Raw genomic sequence first — 21181 nt, forward strand, 5'->3', positions numbered from 1 at the left:
GTAGTCCCGAGGAGGGAATGCGCGATTCGCAACGCGTCCAGTATAGCGGCAGCGTGCGAATTGCGATGGAAATGGGATGGGAAGCGGGGGCGAAGAAGCGAAGCGGGTGTTTTGTTGGATTCGTGTTCGTAGTCAATGCGGCTTGTTCCGCCCCGTGTGCTTCGTAAGAATGGGCCCGATCAATCCTTACCAACCAAGAACGGACTCGCAACGGTGGCTCGCAACGAACAACTGATTCGCCAGCACAAGATCATTCAGATCTTGGAGCGGAGACGATACGGCAGCAGCTTGGAAGAGCTGAGAGACGCGGTGGTGGAGGAGTTGGGTTTGACCTCCTTGCATGTCCGCAGCATTCGGCGGGATTTGGAGGCCTTGCAAGTGGCGGGTATGAATATCGTCACGGAGGATTTGGACACGGGTAAGGTTTGGAAGCTCAGTCGTGTTGACAAGGGGTTGCACCGTATCACGATCAATGCGAGCGAGCTCATCGCGTTATCGATGGGACGGGACTTGATGTTGCCTTTGGTTGGGACGCCGTTTTGGCAAGGGATCGAGGCGTTTTGGAACAAGATCCGGGAGCAGTTGCCGGCCGGGGTATGGGAGCATTATCAGAAGTACCGGCGAACGCTCCGGGTGCTGGGGGTTCCCGCGAAAACCTACGAGAAGCAGCAGGGGATCCTCAAAACCGTCAATCGAGCGATTTCGGAGCATCGGATTGTCGAGGCCGAATACGAGTCGATTGGCAAGCCGATTTCCACGAGGTTCCTGGAGCCGTATGGATTGGCGTTGTACCAAGGGAGCATTTATGTGATTGCGATGGAGGAGGGGCGAGACGTCGACAAGGACCCCGAGGATCGATTGAGGCACTGGAAGCTGGATCGATTTTCGAAAGCGACGGCTTTGGACCGGTGGTATCGCTACAACGAAGAGGTCGATTTGGAGGCCCACCTCGGCCAGAGCGTTGGGATTTTCCGCGGTGAAGACCCCGTGACGTACAAAATCAAGCTATCGACGCGGGCTGCCCGATGGATACAGGAGGAGCCTTGGCATTCTGGGCAACGGGTCGAGACGCTTCCTGATGGGACTTGCATATTGAGTGTTCCGGCCTATCAGGATCTAGAGATCATTCCCAGGGTCATGGCATTGGGGAAGGATGCTGAGTTGATCGAGCCCGAGTCGGCCCGGAAAGAGATCAAAGACTGGATCGCCTCTTTATCGGATATTTATCGGTAATCGGATTTTCGGGCATTGCCATCACAATGGGGTGGCAGCGGGAGGAATTGCCGAGGGATCCCGAGCAACTATTTGAGTATTCGGACCGTATTTTTTCGTTATGATGACGTACAGTTGAACTGAGAAGAGGCCGGATGCGTCTTCCACAGAGCAGTTCGCTAGGGGGAGTTGGTCAGGGATTGGGACCGCCCAGTTCAGCGGGAGTGGAATTGCGATTTGCCCCGTGGAATGCCCGACACCTTTCCGTTTCCCCATCCTCTCCAAACGGTAACGCCCTTTCGTTAGCGATTCATGGACACCACTAGGTTCGAACCAGCCGCAGACCGAAACAAAAAAGCACCGATCGCCGACGCGGTCGCCGTGTTGGCATTGCGAATTATTTTCATTATCGTCGCGGGTGGGGTGGGGACCATTTGGGCTCAATCCCAGGACTTCGACGGCTTTGGATCGCTGACCCCGTTTTTGGTTTTCAGCGGGGTATTGATTGTCGCTTTCGGGGTTGTCGCCATCGACATGCTGTTTCCCCGCAAGCGGATCGAGGTCATCTCGGCCATCTATTTTGGCTTGTTGATCGGATTGATGCTGTCTTACTTGCTCACGGTCGCCCTCACGCCGTTTCTGTTAGAAAACCGGTTCAAAGACTATATCAACTTGGGCATTTTGACGGTTCTGTGTTACATCTGTATCAGTCTGTTGTTGCAAACCAAGGATGACTTCCGTTTCGTGGTTCCCTATGTCGAGTTTTCGCGGGACCTCAAGGGTATGAAGCCTTTGATTTTGGATACCAGCAGTATCATCGATGGCCGACTGGCCGAGTTGGCCGATACGGGGATTCTCGATAGTCAGTTGGTGATGCCCCGTTTCGTTTTGCTGGAGCTTCAGAATATCGCCGATAGTTCGGACAAACTGCGGCGGGTTCGTGGGCGTCGCGGATTGGATATTCTCAATCGGCTTCGAGCCAGCGAGAAGTTGGACTTCATGATGTACGACCGGGAATTGCCGGAGTTCGCAGGCCAACCCGTCGACATGAAGCTTGTTTTGTTGGCAAAGCATCTGGACGGCAAGCTTGTCACGGGCGATTTCAACTTGAACAAAGTGGCCAAGCTGCACAATGTCCCCGTGATTGACTTGAACCAAATCGCCAGTTCCCTTCGGCCCCAATTCTTGCCCGGCGAGGGTTTTCAGATTCGGGTTGTAAAGCCCGGGGAGGGGCAGGATCAAGGAATCGGGTATTTGGACGACGGGACCATGGTGGTGGTAGAAGGTGGTCGCGACCGATTGAACCAGACCATTGGCGTGGTGGTCACCAGCACGTTGCAAACGCAAGCGGGGCGTATGATTTTCACCAAGTACGACGGTCCCAACTAAACCTTCGCGGCATCGATTCCTTAGCGGCAACGCACCCGTCGCGGCAATTTGGCAGGATTGGTAGATCGGAGAATCAAGGATGATAGGTCGGATTGTCATTCCCGCGAGGCTGGCGTCGTCGCGGTTGCCGGAGAAGCTTCTGTTGGCGGAAACAGGTATGTCGGTTTTGGAGCATACCTACCGAGCGTGCGGCGCGGCAAAACTGCCCAGTGGCATCACCATCGCCGTGGATCACCCTCGAACCCAGGCGGTCGTGGAGGCCTTTGGCGGCCATGCGATCATGACCGATGTCGATGCCCAGAGCGGCACCGATCGGATTGCGGAGGTGGCGGCCCAGATGCCCGACGTGGATGTTTTCGTCAATGTGCAGGGGGATGAGCCGGAGATTTCTGGGGGGGCCATCGATCAGTTGATGCAATTGTTGATTGCCAATCCGCACGCCTCGGTCGCGACCTTGTCCACGCCGATCCGTACTCGCGAGAATTTGCTCGATCCGGCTTGTGTGAAAGTGGTGTGTCAGCACGATGGAACGGCGATGTATTTCAGTCGATCTCCGATTCCGCATCCGAGGGATTGGGAGGATGCCATGTTGGATCGTGTCTCTCCTTTGTTCTTCCAGCATATTGGCATCTACGCGTACCGCCGAGATTTTCTGATGGGGTTGGGTCAATTGCCTCCGAGTCCGATCGAGCAGACCGAGAAGCTCGAGCAGCTGCGGTTTCTGCAGGCGGGGCACAAAATGGTGGTCGGCGTCATTCCGGCGTCCCATCGCGGGATCGACACGCGGGCGGATTACGAAGCATTTAAGGCCCGCTGGATCGAAAAAACCGCCTGAAAACCTGCAACAGCGCGGAGTGGCGAGTTGCTGGTTTGGGGGATCCTGAATAGGATTTCTCCTTCTTCTGCTACGATGCGTGTCGCTTTGGCGATGCGCATCCTGCATCCGTCCGGTCGCGCGCGATAGCACGGGACCTTCGACGGACCTTCCCTCCCACCCCAACCCTTGTACTGCTCAATAGATATGGCAACACCAATTACAGTCGCGCACGGTGATGGAATCGGTCCCGAGATCATGGCGGCGACCCTGCAAATAATCCAAGAGGCGGGAGCACAGCTCGATATCCAAACGATCGAGATCGGTGAAAAGCAATACCTCAAAGGTAACTTGGCGGGGATCGAGCCCAACGCGTTTCAAAGTTTGCGAGAGACCAAGGTTTTCTTGAAGGCTCCGATCACGACGCCGCAGGGTGGCGGGTTCAAGTCGTTGAACGTGACGACGCGCAAGGCATTCGGGCTTTATGCCAACGTCCGTCCTTGCTTGAGCTACGCACCGTTTGTCGAGACCAAGCATCCGAAGATGGATGTTGTCATCGTCCGGGAAAACGAAGAGGACTTGTACGCGGGGATCGAGCACCGTCATACGATCGACGTTATGCAGTGTCTGAAGCTCATAAGCCGACCTGGCTCCGAGAAGATCGTTCGCTATGCGTTCGAGTACGCGCGGGCTTACGGTCGCAAAAAGGTGACTTGCTTCACCAAAGACAACATCATGAAGCTGACCGACGGTCTCTTTCATAAGATCTTTGACGAGATCGCGGCGGAGTATCCCGACATCGAGAACGAGCATTGGATCGTCGACATCGGTGCCGCCAAGCTGGCCGATACACCGGAAGTTTTCGACGTGGTCGTCATGCCGAACTTGTACGGCGATATTCTCTCGGACGTCGCGGCCCAGATTGCAGGTTCGGTTGGATTGGCAGGTAGTGCGAACATTGGCGACGGTTGTGCGATGTTCGAAGCGATCCACGGTTCGGCACCTCGCCGCGCCGGTCAGAATTTGGCCAACCCCTCCGGACTTTTCTTAGGCGCGGTTCAGATGCTCGTCCACATCGGGCAAGCGTCGGTAGCCGAGTTGGCTCACAACGCGTGGCTCAAGACGATCGAAGACGGCATCCATACGTATGACATCTTCGACGACAAGGTTTCCAAGCAAAAGGTTGGAACCAAGGAGTTTGCCCAAGCGGTCGTGGACCGAATTGGCAAGAAACCAGAAGTCCTCAAGGCGGTCGACTATTCGAAGGCACCTTCGAAGCCACTGACCAGCCGACCACCCTATGTGCGATCGCAAGAGAAGCGAGAACTGGTCGGTGCGGACGTGTTCTGCGCGTTCACGGGCAAGCCCGATGAGCTTGCGGCCAAGCTGAAGCCTTGCGAGGCGGACGGGTTGGTTCTCGAGATGCTCAGCAACCGCGGAATGAAGGTATGGCCAGGCGGAATGGAAGAGACATTCCTCGTCGACGTCTACCGATGCCGATTCCAAATTCCAGAAGGGACTCCGGGAGCGGTCGAGCACAAAGCCATCACTGCTTTGATGGATCGCATTCTCAAAGCGGGCGTCGAGTTCGTGAAGATGGAAGGTCTTTTCAATTTCGACGGCAAGCCTGGATTCTCCAGAGGCCAAGGACAATAATCCGGATCTCGGCCTTGCCATCAGCTACCCGCCGCTGGGCGGTAGCCCCGGTGAAGGGGGTACGATTCGGTTGGCAGGCACAGGCGACACGGAGGGATGGTCGATAGGATGGTACGAGAGCGAAAACTGACGGAGGGTGATGTCGAACCGGCATCCGGACGTGGCAAGGCCAGCGCCGCGAAACGTTCGGACATAGGTGGCATTCCCCCCGTCGCCCGCGGTACACCCATCGCTCCTCCATCTGCAAAGGGATCATCGATGTCGCCAGACGAAGACTACGATTCGGAGTCGGAGGGGCTCGACGATAACGGCATCGGGTTGGGCGTTTCGGGGCAGGGTAATGTTCCGGCGTCCGACAACGATACGATTCTGCGTCCCAAACGCATTGCGGACATGGTCGGGCAGACCGAAGTCATGGATGTCCTGCATATTGCGATCGATGCCGCGAAGAAACGCGGTGAGCAGTTGGGACATATTCTTTTTGATGGCCCTCCGGGGCTGGGCAAGACCACGTTTGCGACATGCATCCCTCGCGAGATGGGGGTTCATGTGGAAATGACGACCGGGCCGAGTCTCAAGGCGCCGAAGGAACTGATTCCCTACCTCACGAATTTGGAGCGAGGTTCCGTCCTCTTCATCGACGAGATCCATCGTTTGCCCAAGCCCGTGGAGGAGTTCCTCTACACAGCCATGGAGGACTTTCGCATCGACATCGTCGTGGGAGAAGGGGTCAATGCGAGAACGTTGAATTTGGCGTTGCAGCCGTTTACTTTGATCGGTGCGACGACGCGGGCCGGGATGCTTAGCGGACCGCTTCGGGATCGCTTTCATATTCGGCAGCATCTCGGTTACTACGACGTCGAAGATTTAGTCGAGATCTTGATGCGCAACGCCAAGAAGCTTCGAGTCGAGCTGCGGCCGGACGCGGCGGAAGAGATCGCGCGCCGAGCGCGGGGTACTCCCCGCATTGCGAACAATCGCTTCCTGTGGGTACGGGATTACGCCATGAGCAAATCCGATGGAGTCGTCACCAAGGGTGTGACAGGCAAAGCGTTGGAGATGATGGGGATCGACGGGATCGGGTTGGATCGGCAGGATCGCCGGTATCTAGAGACCTTGATTCGCGTGTTCCATGGCGGTCCGGCGGGTGTTGAGGCGTTGGGGCATACGATGAGCGTGTCGTCCGATACGCTCGAGGATGAAGTCGAGCCGTTTCTTTTGCGGAGCGAGCTCATTATTCGAACGCAGCGTGGTCGATGCGCGACACCTCGCGCCTTTGCGATGTTCAAGTAATCTTTGGTTCGAATCGTCCCTTCTCTTGAATTTCGAATAAGATAAGACCGTCCGCGACGATCGTATTTTACCTCACCCTGTCTTTGCTTCGAATATGCCTTATTTGGATGCAGTCACCGGTCCGGCGATGGGCCGCCGATACAATCTCGATGCAAATCAATACGTACTCGGTCGGCATCCTGACTGCGATATCGTCTTGGAGAGCGGCTCGGTTTCCCGGCAGCACGCGAAACTGATTCGCTCCGGAGTCGGTTATGCCCTCGAGGACTTGAAGAGTCGGAACGGCACCTTCGTAAACGGTCGATTGATCGGCGACACCACCCAGTTGGTCGAAGGGGATTCGATCCGCATTTGCGACATCGAGCTCACCTTTCATGAGGACGGCCAAGCCTCCGAGCTGTCCGTTGGGGGTACGGAAAGTTCGGCGTTGGGAATCATGATGGTGGACGATGGCGAGGAGGCTCCTTCGAGCCGTTCGGTCACGGCCAAACTCGACGTTCGCGGCAGTCATTTCGGTGTTCAGATCAACGCATCACCCGAGGCCAAATTATCGGCTGTTTTGGAGATCATGAAGAATTTGGGCAAGGCGGTCTCGCTCGACGAGGTGTTGCCCAAGGTGCTTGATTCCCTCTTCAATATCTTCATCCAAGCGGACCGCGGATTCATCATCTTGAAGGATGACCAGGGCCAACTGACCCCTCGATGGGTGAAAACACGGCGCCCTGATCAAGAAGAGATGGTCCGCGTCTCCCGCACGGTCCTTCGCGAAGTAATGCAAAAGCGCGAGGCGGTGATCTCGCTCGATGCGGGCTCCGATTCTCGATTCGAAATGAGCCAGAGCATTGCCGATTTTCGGATCCGTTCGATGATCGTCGCCCCCCTTTTGAATAGCGAGGGGGAACCTCTCGGGGCCATCCAGATCGACACCATCCAACAAAAGGGTGGGTTCGAAAACAAGGACCTTGAGATTTTGGTCGGGGTCGCCAATCAAGCGGGAATCGCAATCGAGAATGCGCAACTGCACGAACAAGTCGTTGCACAGAAGTTGGTTGAGCAGGATTTGGAGTTGGCGAGGCAGGTTCAGTTGGCTTTCTTGCCGAGGCATTCGCCGGAGATACCAGGATATTCCTTTTATCAGTTCTACAATCCTGCCAATCAGATAGGTGGGGACTACTTCGATTACATCGAGCTCTCCAATCAGCGATTGGCAGTGGTCATGGCAGACGTGGTAGGGCATGGAGTGGCTGCGGCGATGTTCATGGCCAAGTTATCGGCGGAGACCCGGTTTGCTTTCGCCACCATCGACGATCCTCGGCGGGCGGTCGCGACGCTGAACGATCGCATCACGGCGTTGGAAGCCGAGCGATTCATCACCATGACTGCGGTCGTGTTGGATTATGCGGCCCACAAAGCGACCATTGTGATCGCGGGTCATATGCCTCCAATTTTGCTGACCAGCAAGAAGGAAATTCAGGAACCGGGCGAGAGCGTGGGTGGTCCACCCTTGGGAATTATTCCAGGCTTGGAATTTGAATCGGCAGAGATCGAGCTTCAGCCGGGCGAGTCGCTCACATTGTACACCGACGGGATATTCGAGGCCCCCAATGCAGCGGGTGTTCAATATTCGATCGATCGGGTACGGCAACAAGTTCGGCAGAACGGGGGCAGCATTGCCGCGACGGGGAACGAGATCGTTTCGCACGTTAAGAAGCACATCATAGGGTGCGACCAAGAAGACGACATGTGCCTCGTCATCCTCGGCCGCGACCGTCCCGCAACAGCCTAGCCGGTTTTGGTCCCGCCGTTCTCGATCCTCTCTTTAGAAGAGTGTTGTCCGCTTTCGCTCCGAGAACGACATCCACGACTTATTTCACTCGTCTCCTCCGTCCATATTCTCTAAGCCTTCCAGTTCGGTACGCAGTCGATGGAGGACGCGCGAGCGGGCCTTGTAAACAGCCCAACGGGATAGGGAAAGTTCCTCAGCGACCGACTCGGGTGATTGACCATCGACGGTCGTCCGCCAGAATGCTTGCCAAGTGTTCGGTTCGAAATGGTTCCGAATCAGCGCGATCGCGCGACCCAGTACCGCTTTCCGATCCGCAGCGATCTCTCCGGAGGCATGGGACCCTTCGTACGATTTAGAGTAATCGTCTTCGTCCATAATTTGATTCAATCGCGCTACGTTCGTGCTACCTCCGCATGCACCCAATCGATCTGGGGCGCCACGGATCCAGTCGGCTGTTTTGTTGCGAGCGATAGTCCATAGCCAACCTCGAAAGGTTGCATCGGGTCGAGACGAGTCAAAACTGCCGATTCGCAATGCGACTGCGGATAAAGTTTCTTGTGTAACGTCTGCGGCGTCCTGGGGCATCAAACCGTTACGTCGGCTCCACGTGTAAATAAGCGGTCCGTAGATCTGAATGAGACGCTGCCAAGCTTCGTTATCGCCGGCGACAGCACGTCCGATCAAGCTCGGTGAGGCAGTCTCCCAACTCGGGGTATCGGTAGTGGGCATGCGATTGGCTTTCTTGGAGTGTCCAACGTTTCCGATGAGCTTGTATCCGGTCTTTTGGGGCTCGTCCCAAGCAGCACACCGGAGCATTGCAAAATTCTATACTACGAGAACATGAACATGATCGCAAACCAAGTCCCGTGCTTAAAAACCGAGGCGCTCGCCGATTTGCTTGCAGGGCGTCTTCCAGCAGATCGCTTTACCGAGGCGCTGGAGCATGTCGAAACCTGTGACCACTGCACGCGGGCTGCGGAGACCCTTAGCCAGGAAGAGCCCAGCCATTGGGTGAAGCGTGCCTTGCATGGGGCTGAAGCACCCCTTTACGATCACGAACCCGAATGCCAGGCGGTGATGGGGAGTTTGCTTCTACAAGCATCGACGCTTGGGAAATCCCACTCCAAATCCATGCTTCCCATCGCGACGTTAGGTCCCTATCGACTGTTGAACTGGATTGGGGCAGGTGGCATGGGATCGGTCTATATGGCCGAACATCGGAGATTGAAGCGGATGGCCGCGATCAAACTCTTGCCTCGTGAAAAGTCGCTTCAGCCGGGATGGCTAGACCGATTCAATCGCGAGATGACTTCCGTTGCAGCTCTGGAGCATCCGCATGTCGTTCGGGCCATCGATGCTGGGGAAGATGGTCCATGGCATTATTTAGTCATGGAATACCTCGATGGCGCGGACCTGAGTCAAGTGTGCCGCCGGATGGGGGAACTTCCTCTCCGTACCTCCTGCGAATTGATTCGACAGGCGGCTTTAGGGCTCGATGCTATTCATTCTCTGGGTATGACACATCGCGACATCAAGCCTTCGAATCTCTTCTTGACTCGCGCAGGTGTTGTTAAATTGCTTGATCTAGGTCTCGTCTTGTCGGGCGATTCCCCGCTGGCAGCCGATGAACGATTGACAACTGTGGGGCACTTGATGGGAACGCTTCCCTATATGGCGCCGGAGCAGTTGAAGGATGCTAGCAGCGTGGATTGGCGAGCCGATCTCTACAGTCTCGGTGCCACGCTCTTTCGATTGCTGACAGGACGTCCCCCCCATGGGAAGACTAAGAATTTCGCGATGGCTGTTCAGATCATCAGCAACGGTCCGTGTCCTTCGATCGCAACGGTTAGAAACGACTTGCCTGACGAATTGGTTCAACTTCTCGATCGGATGTTGAGTCACGATCCTGCGATCCGCCCGAAGTCTGCGTTGGAGGTGGCTAAATCGCTCACACCGTTCTGCGATGATTCCGCACCAAAGGGCTTGATTCGAATGGCTATGCAAACAAAAGAGAGAGGCGAGGGGGAACCGAGTGGTCTCCTTTACTCTGGTTCGCGTCCACCCAATTCGAGTGCTAAAGATGTCACGGTGGAGAGCCGAGCGAATGGCCGGAAACCTCGTTGGCCTAAATGGATCGTAGCGGGAATGGCGCCCCTAGCCTTTTTGGCAGGGATCTACCTCACGATCGCGACCGATCAAGGTACTTTGATCATTGAATCGGATGAGCCAGGGGTCAGCGTGAGAGTTTCTCAGGAAGACAAAGTGATCGAATCGATGCGTGTCGAACAAAGTGCCAAGTCGCTGAGGCTGCAAAGCGGCGTGTACCGCATCGAGCTATCCGGCGTTGAAAACGATGGCTTGGTGCTTAGTGATTCGAAAGTCTTCTTGATGCGAGGGGATAGAAAGATTGTCACTATCCACCGCAACACGAACGAGCTCCTGTCTACGCCCGATGGGGAAGTCCTTTCCTCGGAAAGATTCTATCAAGGTAAAACGTTTGATGAATGGAAGGTGATTCTGCAGAAGGAAAGAGATGTTGCATCGATTGCGCAAGCAATGCAGGCCCTCCAACGGCTCGCCGAAACCGATGCAGAGAAAGCGACAGCCGCTCGGTTATGTTTGTTGCCCGCTAGGCAACTGGGCGGGCTAGTCATTTCTGGCCGTCCACAATCGGGAGTTCCTGCGCATCATTCTGGATGGTTCATGACGGAACTAGCAGACGTCTACGGTGGTTTTCTCCCAGAACCGGGGCTGACGGCCATGATCGAAGAGTTCGAAACTGGCAACAAGCAAAGCGTTTCGGCCTGCTTTCTTCTCCTAGGTCGATTCGAAAGTGAAGCTGTGGGACAACCTGGAACGCGCGTTCAATGGACATTTCCGGAATTCGTTCAGGAACTCGTTAAGACCCAAGACGGGCGGGAAAAAGCGAAACGACTGGAATCATCTATGTCTAAGTGGTTTAGCAGGGAGACGCTTCTCGATGATCCGCTTTCTCATAGTATTACCTTGCAACGAGTAATGGTATTGGATGTTCTCGGTAGGAGTCTTGCCGAGGATACCCAGGTCGTTGAGCTTGCAGAACGATTGACGAAGTTAGCGGATGACGTGATTGTCAATGGTGAACACATTTCACAGCAGTTAAAAGGTGGGATGGGAGGAGTTAGCAACCCCAACTATCGCGGCGTGAGTCTTGGCCGCAGTCCCATTTCTGCTTGGGAGGCATTTGTATTTAGTAGGGCTCTCGATAGATTGCCCAAGATTTCTATTCTCCTCGGTTTGCTGGAACCAACTCACATTCTCGGTGCTGAGCGAGAAAAACAATTGTTCGAGGCGTTTGAGCGATACGCGGAAGAAAACCCCCGGGAAACAGCCAAAGCCGTCGTCATCCATTTGGAACGATTGGAGACGTTCGGGCATTCGCGTGTTATGGGAGGTGGACTAGATACGCGGCGTTCGGAGCAAGACACTCGTCCGCAGGTTGCCAAAGCTCTCCTGATGACGCAGAGTATCGATTTGCCGAATGTCATCGAATCCATAGAAAAAGGGATCACGACACCCGATCCCGGGTGCCTCTTTTCTCTCGAGGAGTTGAAAGATCTACAGCGTCGATTGAAACAGAAGCTTACGCCATGACCCCTGTTACGAAGTGACGATCAAGGTTTGTAGAGGAGCATGCCGGGGACGAAGGCGGGGTGGCGAATGGAGCCGATGTTGTCCGGTGAGGTTGGCTCGATCGTTCGCACTTCTCGCACCAAATCCGGTACGGCCTTCTTCACGAGTTGGACGAGCACGGCATCGTCTCCTTTCCCTTCCAAGATGACTTGGGACGCGATGGCCCCTTTGGCCTGCAACGCTTTCAACGCTGCGACCGCCGTTCCCACGCGTCGTTGCATGAGGGTTGGGTTGTAGCCAAAGGTATAAGCCGCGGCGGGGCGTGGATTCTTGACGACCGATTGCTGGTTCTCGACCAGTTCCAATCCGTTGGGATCTGCGACCTGCAGCGTTCCCGCTTGGGCAGTTCCTTCGGTGAGTCCTGTCATTCGAATCGGCTTGTTCCAGCCTTGGGGGATGCGGCCTCGAGCCACTTCTGTTTTCTCGCGATTGCGAACGGTAAGGGTTTCACCTTCCACGTTCGATTGCAGATCCTTTGCCAAGCTTAGTGATGGTTTCAGCAGGACCTTCCAACCTTTCGATGCGATCGTGGGATCCTTTTCGATTTTGGCAGCTACATCGGTGGCCCAGCTTGCCAGCAGTTTGGCTTCGAATCCGAGACCGGCTTCGGGTTTGGGGTGTTCGCTGTCCCACACTGTCAATTGTTCGGCTCGTTGCAAGTCAAAGTCTCGTTCCAGAATGGGTTCTTCTAGGCCGAGTTGGAAGGCGCGGTTGATAAAGCCATACATCTTCACCCTCGCGGTGTGGTTGTAGTTGTGTGGGAAATGGATGAAGGGGTGCAGCTCGACTTGTTTCTTGGCGTTGAACAGCCCATAGACTTTTTGAAGCTCCGGAAAGCCATCTTGTTCCATGTTCTTTGTCCAGTCGTTGGCAGCGGTCAAGCCGAGTGGGCGTGGGGCGATGGTGGCTGCGATTTCTACATTGCCGGTTCCGACGCGAAGCAGGCAAGCGTTCTCGCAGGTGCATCCACCCTGCATGGAGGTACTCACCATGACGGCGGGGAAGGCGGCTGCGATCCTCGGTTCGAGGGCGGCAGCGATGAAGGATTGGGTTCCACCGCCGCTGGCTCCGGTGATGGCAATCTTCTTGGCGTCGATATCGTCGCGGTTTGCGAGGAACTCGAATGCTTGGAGCGAATTGATTGTCTGCAGCGCCATGGTACTTTGCATCAACCCTTCGGCGCGGGGGCTGTAGAGGAGCCACTGGCCCGCCGCGACTTCCGGGTTCGCGTCTTTGACCCCGTAGCGGTGGGCTCGGTCGAACGATATCTGTTGGCTATCTGCGTAGCCGACCATGTCGTACTGATAGACCACACACCCCATTCGCGCCAGTTGCACGCAGCGCGCCTGCATCGGGTTCCGCGCGGCGGATTCGAATCGTTCCGCGCCGGTTGCCAAGGAGGTCTTTAGTTCCGCGTCGGAAGCGTGATAGAACCGGCCATTGTCCCAGTGTCCGTGAGGACAGAGAATGCCTGGCCTTTTCGTGTCCGCTGGTTTTCCATCGCGTGGGAGATAAAGGGTACCCGTGACATAGAACCCAGGAAGGCTTTCGAAATAGACCTTGGCAGTCGCGTAGCCATCGAGTTCTTGCAAGCCGTGAACAACAGGTTTCACCGGAGCAAGAGTCGGCTTTGGCAATAGGCCTTGCGAGACAGCCAGTTGTTCCAAGACCTCGGTGCGTCGCGTGTTCCAAGCTTCCAAGGATTCGGGTGGTTGGAAAGGGAAATGACCATCCAGATCTTGGAGCGGAATCGAATCAGCCAGCGGAATGGGATCTGCGGCTTGGACGGCAAATGGTGATGCGAATGAGCAAGAGGCGGCGAGGGCGGCCAGGATTACGAATCGGGAACGGCGAAGGCTCTTCACGATGGTGTCTCGACGAAATGGTAGGGTGGGTGGGAGGGAGTCCGACAGCTGGTATTGTAATCCTAGCCGTTGCGTGCAGGGGGAGGCATTGGATCGGTGATTCGGTTGCGAGCCCATTGCGCGGCGTCGCTCACCACGGGATCCTCGCTTTGAGCATGTCGTTCGATGAGGTCGATCAAATCGGACCGATTGCCGTTTCCAGCGGCGATCAACGCATTGCGTTGCATTCCTCTCAGTTTGGTTCGCCAGAAGGGGGTCGTTCGGTAGAGTTGGCGAAAGGATTCTTCGTCCAAACTCAACCAATGGCGAAGGGAGTTGCGGCTCTCTTGGTGGATCGGATGGAATTCCGGGAGGTGATCGTCGATCCTTTTGCGATTCCATGGGCAGACGATTTGGCAGAGATCGCAACCAAAGATCCAGTTCCCCATCGATTCGCGGAGCGTCGGTTCGATGGGGCCTCGATGTTCGATCGTCAAATAGCTGATGCATCGCGAGGCGTCGAGGACATGGGGTTCGACGAACGCGTGGGTAGGGCAGACATCCAAGCAAGCTCGACAAGAGCCGCAATGGTTTGTCTGCATCGGCTCATCTGTTGGTAATTCCAGATCGGTGAGCAGGGCCGCGAGAAAGAAGTAGCTTCCCCATTCGCGATGCAGGAGCAATGTGTTCTTCCCAATCCAACCCAACCCAGCCAATCGTGCGTAATCGCGTTCTAACAGGGGGGCGGTATCCACAACGCCTCGCCATTTGCTCCCGGGTGCCGAAGCTTCCATTTTTTTCACAATGGTATTGAGTCGACTTCGAATGAAATCGTGGTAGTCGACTTCCCCCATGGCATAATTCCCGATTCGAGCATCCAACCCAGTCGGAAGTTCGCGAAGTTCAGAACAATTCGTTGCACCTAGCAGATCCGTTGGCGGAGTAGTAGGGGCGGGATGTTTGCGACGGCGAGTATCGGGATGGGAGGCGTAGGGCATCCCTAGCATCACGATGGAGCGGCAGTTTTCGAGGACGGATCTCGGGTGGCGATACGCGTCGAGTCGGTCGTCGAGGTAATGCATCGTGCCGTGGTATCCCTGCTCGATCCAGCTTCGGAGGTTGGAGAAGGATTCCGATTCACGTGCGTTGGCGATTCCAAAGAGAGGGAATCCGGCCGAAGCAGCCAGGGCCTCGAGTTCATCACGCATCGGCTTCATCGATGAAGCGAGCACGTACCACCCTCATCACAATTTTTGCCCGCGATGCGATAACGTCGTTTGGCGATCTGGCGGTAGAGCCATCGCCAGACGGGCATGGAGAAAGGGAGGTGGAGGATGGGAGCGATTGGCCAGAGGAGTGGCAGACGCCGGGAAAGGTATCGCAGTGCGTCGGCGCCACCGAAACGTCGTCCATCGGGAGCGACAACCCACATCTGCTCCATGAGCATTTCGTGGGTGAGGTCTGGATAATCGACCGCCACGCAAGGGTCGTGCAAGGAGACGAAGCGGAGGCGATTCTTTCCGTCGAACCGTCGGAGGTGGTCGGTCTGTCGGCGGCAGAAGTTGCATTGGCCATCGAACAAGACAACATCCGACGCGGGTAGCGCCTTGGTGGTGCCGATACTCGATAGGATCGCCTGATTCATGAAACGTTAAGGGGTTGAAGGGTGCCGCCAGTGCAAGGGCTTTGAAGATATTCTAGGCTGCGAAATGGTTTTCAGGTCGATTTTTTACGGACCATTCGCAAATGGGGCCCTACGTTTGGTATGGAGAAAATCTCGCCGATTTCCTGCCATCCGTTCTTCCGATAGAAATCGATCGCTTCTTCACGGGCATTGCACCAAAGCCGGATAGCGGGATTGGGGGCGCTCCACGCGTCGATTGCTTGGAGCAGGGTGCGTCCCACCCCGGAGCCTTGGACAGCGTCGGAGACCGCCATGCCTCGCAATTGGTACCAAACCCCCGAATGAGGGGGGAGATCGGGTGGTATTAGGGTCGTGGAAAGCATCAGGCTCGCGCAGCCGACCATTCGGTCCTCGTGCCACGCGGTGAAATGCTGGGTCGTCGCTAGGTCGTCCCCCACAAATCGAGCCGAGGCTGGGTTTCCTCCGAGCGGTTCACGCAGAACGGCGAATCGAAGATCCCATAGCTCTGCCGGACACTCGGTACCTGGGATCGTGCGTAGAGTGAGGGAATCCAATCGCATGGTGCGGGACCATAAGCTTTCTGCGAGAACGACCGAGAAGGGAGCAATCGAAGGAGTTCGCTGAGACGACAGCGGTCGAGTAAAGGATACCTTTTCTGCGTGAGGAATCCATGTCGTCACTCGGCCCGGAATCTAGGCTCGACGCGAGGTTTCCCCGATCCGGAACTCCCGCTTCAGCTACCTGTACTTGCGCTGGCTACTTGGTATCCTGGGGGGCCATCATCCGGCCTCTCAACTCAACACATGGAGAAATTCCAAGCATGGCTAGACCTGCCACCTTGTTCACAGGCCAATGGGCCGACCTCCCTCTTTCCAAGATGGCTCAGCTCACCAAGGACTTCGGATACGACGGGATCGAGCTTGCTTGCTGGGGCGATCACTTCGAAGTGGACAAAGCCAACTCGGACCCATCCTATTGCGACAACAAACGAGCATTCCTGGATAGTCTTGGTTTGCAATGCCATGCCATCAGCGCCCACTTGGTCGGCCAAGCGGTCTTGGACACCATCGACATTCGTCACAAGTCGATTTTGCCACCTTACGTTTGGGGAGATGGGAATCCTGCAGGGGTGAACGAGCGAGCTTGTGAGGAGCTAAAGGCAACGGCTCGCGCCGCCAAGAAGTTTGGCGTGGGAGTTGTCAATGGTTTCACCGGTTCTTCCATCTGGCACTTGAACTACTCCTTTCCACCTGTTCCGCAGTCGATGATCGACGATGGGTTTAAGCTTCTTGCGACGCGATTCCATCCTATCTTGGACGAGTTTGCAAAGAATGGTGTTCGATTCGCCTTGGAAGTGCACCCGACCGAAATTGCGTTTGACATTTATTCGGCGAAGATGGCGCTTGAAGCGTTGGACAATCGACCGGAGTTCGGATTCAACTTCGACCCCAGTCACTTGATTTGGCAAGGGGTGGATCCGGTCGAGTTCATCCGCGCGTTTCCGGATCGGATCTATCACGTGCACGTGAAGGATGCGACGACCAAGTTGAATGGTCGATCGGGTATCCTCTGCAGTCACTTGAACTTTGGCGATCCACGTCGCGGATGGGATTTCCGAAGCCCAGGGCGTGGCAGTGTGAATTTTGAAGAAATCATCCGTGCGCTCAACGACATCGGTTACAACGGACCTCTCTCGGTGGAGTGGGAAGATAGCGGGATGGACCGCGAATTTGGTGCCGCCGAAGCAGCTCGCTTCGTCAAGAATTTGGATTTTGCACCGAGCGGTCGCGCATTCGATTCGGCTTTTGAAAAGGCATAATGAGCGAAGCAACATTACTTTACCTACCAGCGGACGCGGCTCTTCGGTTTCTTCCCGAGGGGCCGTATCCCTTTGGTCCGGATCAGTTCTCATGGGTTGCGATCCAGCATGGGGCCGAGAGTCGCGTGGGATCGATTGAGGTCTTTGATCTAGCGACCCGCACGAATCGAAGCTATCCGTTGCCGGGGCGTCCCGGGTTTGCATTCCGAACCGATCGTGGAAACTTCGTCGTCGGCTGCGAACGAACGGTTGGGATCTATCATCCCCAGGACGGGTCTATGACCCCCTTGGCCGATGACATCGATGCCGATGTGTCCGGTACCATCATCAATGATGGACTGACCTGGGATGGCAATCTCCTGTTCGGGTGCAAGGATTTGGAGTTCACCACCAAGAAGGCGGGGCTTTACTTTTGGCGAGGCGCCGATCGTCGTCTGTTCAAGCTTCGGGGCGATCAGATTTGCAGCAATGGAAAGTGCATTGCGGGCAAAGGGGATGGTTGGGTCGACTTGCTCGATATCGACACGCCGACGAAGTCGGTCGTTCGCTATCGCATCGACACCGAGGCAGGGAAGATCGTTTCGGAATCGAAGGTGGTCGATTTAACGAGCGATCCAGCGTTCCCGGATGGAATGACCATGAGTCTCGATGGGGAGAGTGTCATCATTTCGCTTTACAACCCCAACCCGGCGGCGTTTGGTCGGACCATTCAAGTCCGATTGAAGGATCAAGCGGTGGTGGCGGAGTGGCGAACCCCTGCGAGCCCTCAAGCGACTTGCCCGCAATGGTTCGTCGATTCGCAGGATTCGCTGTGGCTGATCATCACCACCGCCGTGGAGCACATGCCGGCGGAACGGCAAGCCGACACAAAGAATGCGGGTGCGCTCTTCGCAGTTCCCTTTGGCAAGCTCGCAGATAAAGCTACCTACGAATCGCTGACCCAGCCGTTTCTCGAATCGTAGATTCGGTGCATCCTGTTGTTAAAAGACAGGGCCGTAAAAGACAGAGCCGATGGTGTGCCCCCCAGCCCACCATCGGCTCTTTACTTTTTATTCCGTCCGCTGTGGCATTGCGGTCAATCGTGTCAGCAACGTCACCGTCTATCGCTTCTTGAATCTTTGTATGCGGCTTATGGCAGTGCGAAGACTGCGCCGGTAACCGCAGCGGCTTGAACCGCGGCGCCTCGCAAGCTGATGGGGACAGGTCCGACGGTCCAGGGTGCGCAGGAACCTGGTCGGTAGTAGCCGAGCGAGTACTGGCATTCGTTCATCGGGTGGATTCCCATCTTGTAAGGCAGGACTGCAACGTTCTTGAAGAAATTCAAGCTAGAGATCGCTGGCTGTGCCCAGGGGCCCCATTCGTGTCCGTATCGCTCCAGCTGCACCTCTTCGAAGTACAGCGGTTTGTGGCAAGCCCCGGATGCTTTCCAAGTCATGGTGGTTGCGATGAAATTGCGTGGATCCAGCGAGGTGTCGTTGAGAGAGCAGGTCGCTGGGATACCCCAAGCTTCTGCGACGTAGATTTGATCGGCGTCGCTCAATCGATTGAGCAGGAAGGTGGAGCGTGTTCCATCGTTTTGTTCGATGACGACCGATCCATACGCAAGGTCCACCAATCGGCCTTCCGCGACCACTTCGCCCGCTAGGCTATACCAAGGTCGTTGAGGTGCCTGCTGGATGAAAGCATCCTTGGAGTTGGTGGCTCGTTCATTCTTGTATCCCTCGACGAAAGTGGGAGAGGTATCCACGCTGATTTTCGTGATATCCGATGCCGACAGAGCTTGGCGAAGGGAATCGCAATCGGCCATGGCACGAGACGAAGGACGTACGAACGGCTGCGACGTCGCGTTGTCCGATCCCAAGCTCAGGTCGTTCCCTCGCAAGCTGCGATCCGAGGGGGATTGCAATGGCATCGGCATCGGTGCAGTTTCTTGTTTTGGCAAGAGAGATTGCGGTTCCGAGTCTAGGGAAGGGAGTGGATTCGATGGGGCCGACGGTAAGCCTTGAGGAGCAGGCGGCAGCGAGAGCAAATCTTGTGTTGGTGCCGCGTCCTGGTAAGTGGCCAAACGGACGCCTTGTGCGCGTCGGTTGGTCGCGGCAGCGTGGGTGGAAGCGGGCTGGATCGCTTGATCGGTGATACGATTTGCTGGGGTGACCGGTTGGCGACGTGCGACTGGTTTGAACGAGGTCGATTGCAGTTCCGACTCGGGAATCGATTGGAGCGAGGGTTGTGGAGCGGCTGCGTTGGTTTGCGGCGCGAGCGATTGCGAGTAGGAAGCAGGCTTTTGTGCTGGTCCCTTTTCGACTTTGCGCCAGCGGGCGACAGCGTTGGCTTCGGCGGCGTTGCCGCTTCGAAGGCTGTTCGCAGGAGTGGTATCTGCGGATGCGGCTGGTCTCGCATAAGGTTGCGGAGACCAAGCAGGAGGTTGTTGGGCGGAGGACTGGTTGGAGAGGGCCAATCCGAAAGGGATCGCACCGAGAAGGGCAACGCGAATCCATTCGCGATGACCGGAATGGCGAAGGCTAGTTGTCCCCTGAGTGGGAGACATCCGAGCTGTAGTTGGGTGCTTCCTGCGTGATGGCGATGTCATGAGGGTGATTCTCGCGGACCGTTGCGGCCGAAACCTGTATGAAACGTGCATCCTTGCGTAGCTCCGCGATGGTTTGGGTACCGCAGTACCCCATGCCAGCGCGAAGTCCGCCAACCAATTGGTAAACGTAGTCGGCCAAGGGCCCTTTGAACGGAACACGTCCTTCGACGCCTTCCGGCACCAGCTTGGACAGCTGATCCTGGCTACCTTGTCGGTAGCGTTCGCTCGAACCTTTGACCATCGCTCCCAGCGATCCCATTCCCCGGTAGGCCTTGAAGGTTCGGCCTTGGTAGAGGATGGTTCGTCCTGGGCTCTCGGCTAGACCTGCGAACAAGCTCCCGATCATGACGCAGGAGGCTCCTGCGGCAATCGCTTTGGTGATGTCGCCGCTATAGCGAATTCCACCGTCTGCGATCGTCGGTATGCCTGCTTTCTCGCAAGCCTTCGTGGTTTGATAAATGGCGGTGATTTGCGGGACACCTACGCCTGATATCACTCTCGTCGTGCATATGGATCCTGGTCCGATCCCTACTTTGACGGCGTCCGCTCCAGCGTTCATCAAGTCTTTTCCGCCTTCGTAGGTCGCTACGTTGCCGGCGATGACATCGATGTTCCACTGACGCTTCAGCTGTTTGACGGTTTCGATCACGTTGGAGGAGTGACCGTGAGCACTATCGACGATCAGCACATCCACACCTCGGTGAATCAGCTGCTCGGCTCGCTCCAGGTCGAACACCCCGATCGCCGCACCGACTCGAAGCCTACCCTGCTCGTCTTTGCAAGCATTTGGGTAGCTTTTGATCATGTCGATGTCTTTGATCGTGATCATCCCCGTCAGTTTGTATTCATCGTCAACCAGCAAAAGTTTCTCCACCTTTTTATCCGTTAAAATTCGCTCAGCTTCCGCAAGCGTTACATTCCCCTGCGCCGTAACCAGATTCTCTTTGGTCATGACAGCAGAAATGGGAAGCTCGGAAGACTCGAGAAACTTTAAGTCCCGGCGGGTGAGAATTCCGACCAATTTGCCGTCTTTCTCTATGATTGGGATGCCCGACACGTTCTGTTTTCGCATCAAATCCTGGGCTTGCGACACGCTTTCGGTCGGGAGCAGGGTGACGGGGTCGGGAATGATGCCATTCGCGGAACGTTTGACTTTGGTCACTTCTTCCGCTTGAGCCTCGATGCTCATGTTCTTGTGGATAACCCCCAAGCCACCTACTTTGCCAAGCGCGATTGCCATCTCGCTTTCGGTGACGGTATCCATCGGGGAGGAAAGAAATGGGATTTGCAGCCGGATGCGGGCGGTCAGCTGCGTGCTTACATCGACACCCGAGGGGAGCACTTCCGAGAAGCGGGGCTCCAGCAGAACGTCGTCAAAGGTAATGCCTTTGTAAGCGAGCTTGTCTTCCATAGCGTTTCCTGGATCAAAGGTTTTGGGATCTTGGAAACCGTCCTATTATT

16 protein-coding genes are annotated in these 21181 nt (G+C 55.9%); 9 read left to right on the forward strand and 7 right to left on the reverse strand.

The window, feature by feature from the left end:
* Positions 1-213 precede the first annotated feature (213 nt).
* The 6 genes from VN12_RS14255 (at position 214) to VN12_RS14280 (ending at position 8150) form a co-directional block, all read left to right on the forward strand.
* Positions 214-1233, forward strand: coding sequence for a helix-turn-helix transcriptional regulator (locus tag VN12_RS14255; RefSeq protein WP_146677455.1), 1020 nt, complete (start codon positions 214-216; stop codon positions 1231-1233).
* 291 nt (positions 1234-1524) lie between these two features.
* On the forward strand, positions 1525-2601 hold the full coding sequence (locus VN12_RS14260) for a PIN/TRAM domain-containing protein (RefSeq protein ID WP_240491152.1): 1077 nt from the start codon (positions 1525-1527) through the stop codon (positions 2599-2601).
* A 79-nt stretch (positions 2602-2680) separates the two neighbouring features.
* Entirely contained in the window at positions 2681-3436 is a 756-nt protein-coding gene (gene kdsB, locus VN12_RS14265; protein ID WP_146677456.1) for a 3-deoxy-manno-octulosonate cytidylyltransferase, read from the forward strand.
* Between the two features lie 186 nt (positions 3437-3622).
* Positions 3623-5071: an NADP-dependent isocitrate dehydrogenase gene (locus VN12_RS14270; RefSeq protein ID WP_146677457.1), complete on the forward strand. Its 1449-nt coding sequence runs from the start codon at positions 3623-3625 to the stop codon at positions 5069-5071.
* 258 nt (positions 5072-5329) lie between these two features.
* Positions 5330-6364 carry a Holliday junction branch migration DNA helicase RuvB gene (gene ruvB, locus VN12_RS14275; RefSeq protein WP_146679938.1) on the forward strand — a complete coding sequence of 345 codons (1035 nt, stop codon included), beginning with the start codon at positions 5330-5332 and terminating at the stop codon, positions 6362-6364.
* Between the two features lie 94 nt (positions 6365-6458).
* Positions 6459-8150: a SpoIIE family protein phosphatase gene (locus tag VN12_RS14280; RefSeq protein ID WP_146677458.1), complete on the forward strand. Its 1692-nt coding sequence runs from the start codon at positions 6459-6461 to the stop codon at positions 8148-8150.
* A gap of 84 nt (positions 8151-8234) precedes the next feature.
* On the opposite strand, the gene VN12_RS14285 is transcribed toward VN12_RS14280, so the two are convergent.
* Entirely contained in the window at positions 8235-8966 is a 732-nt protein-coding gene (locus VN12_RS14285; RefSeq protein ID WP_240491154.1) for an RNA polymerase sigma factor, read from the reverse strand.
* A gap of 30 nt (positions 8967-8996) precedes the next feature.
* Here VN12_RS14285 and VN12_RS14290 point away from each other — a divergent pair, with 30 nt between their 5' ends.
* Positions 8997-11783 carry a serine/threonine protein kinase gene (locus tag VN12_RS14290; protein ID WP_168164409.1) on the forward strand — a complete coding sequence of 929 codons (2787 nt, stop codon included), beginning with the start codon at positions 8997-8999 and terminating at the stop codon, positions 11781-11783.
* 20 nt (positions 11784-11803) lie between these two features.
* Here the strand turns inward: VN12_RS14290 and VN12_RS14295 are convergent, their stop codons facing one another.
* The 4 genes from VN12_RS14295 to VN12_RS14310 all read right to left on the reverse strand — a co-directional run bounded on the left by VN12_RS14295 (position 11804) and on the right by VN12_RS14310 (position 15871).
* Positions 11804-13687, reverse strand: a complete 1884-nt coding sequence (locus VN12_RS14295; RefSeq protein WP_168164410.1) for an alpha/beta hydrolase family protein — start codon at positions 13685-13687, stop codon at positions 11804-11806.
* 62 nt (positions 13688-13749) lie between these two features.
* On the reverse strand, positions 13750-14874 hold the full coding sequence (gene queG, locus VN12_RS14300) for a tRNA epoxyqueuosine(34) reductase QueG (RefSeq protein WP_168164411.1): 1125 nt from the start codon (positions 14872-14874) through the stop codon (positions 13750-13752).
* A 5-nt stretch (positions 14875-14879) separates the two neighbouring features.
* Positions 14880-15311, reverse strand: a complete 432-nt coding sequence (locus VN12_RS14305) for a thiol-disulfide oxidoreductase DCC family protein (RefSeq protein WP_146677462.1) — start codon at positions 15309-15311, stop codon at positions 14880-14882.
* 71 nt (positions 15312-15382) lie between these two features.
* A complete protein-coding gene (locus tag VN12_RS14310; protein WP_146677463.1) occupies positions 15383-15871 on the reverse strand; it encodes a GNAT family N-acetyltransferase in 489 nt (162 codons plus the stop codon).
* A gap of 260 nt (positions 15872-16131) precedes the next feature.
* Between VN12_RS14310 and VN12_RS14315 the strand changes: the two genes are divergently transcribed.
* Positions 16132-17130, forward strand: coding sequence for a sugar phosphate isomerase/epimerase family protein (locus VN12_RS14315; protein ID WP_146677464.1), 999 nt, complete (start codon positions 16132-16134; stop codon positions 17128-17130).
* Positions 17130-18092 (forward strand): SMP-30/gluconolactonase/LRE family protein, encoded by a 963-nt coding sequence (locus VN12_RS14320; RefSeq protein WP_146677465.1) that lies wholly within the window; start codon positions 17130-17132, stop codon positions 18090-18092. Before VN12_RS14315 ends, VN12_RS14320 begins: the two co-directional genes overlap by 1 nt.
* 167 nt (positions 18093-18259) lie before the next feature.
* Here the strand turns inward: VN12_RS14320 and VN12_RS14325 are convergent, their stop codons facing one another.
* Together VN12_RS14325 and guaB are read right to left on the reverse strand one after the other, a co-directional pair.
* On the reverse strand, positions 18260-19678 hold the full coding sequence (locus tag VN12_RS14325) for a hypothetical protein (protein ID WP_146677466.1): 1419 nt from the start codon (positions 19676-19678) through the stop codon (positions 18260-18262).
* A complete protein-coding gene (guaB, locus tag VN12_RS14330) occupies positions 19653-21131 on the reverse strand; it encodes an IMP dehydrogenase (RefSeq protein WP_146677467.1) in 1479 nt (492 codons plus the stop codon). Before guaB ends, VN12_RS14325 begins: the two co-directional genes overlap by 26 nt.
* Between the last annotated feature and the right edge of the window lie 50 nt (positions 21132-21181).

It is taken from the genome of Pirellula sp. SH-Sr6A (assembly GCF_001610875.1).
GTDB lineage: Bacteria > Planctomycetota > Planctomycetia > Pirellulales > Pirellulaceae > JBKCUI01.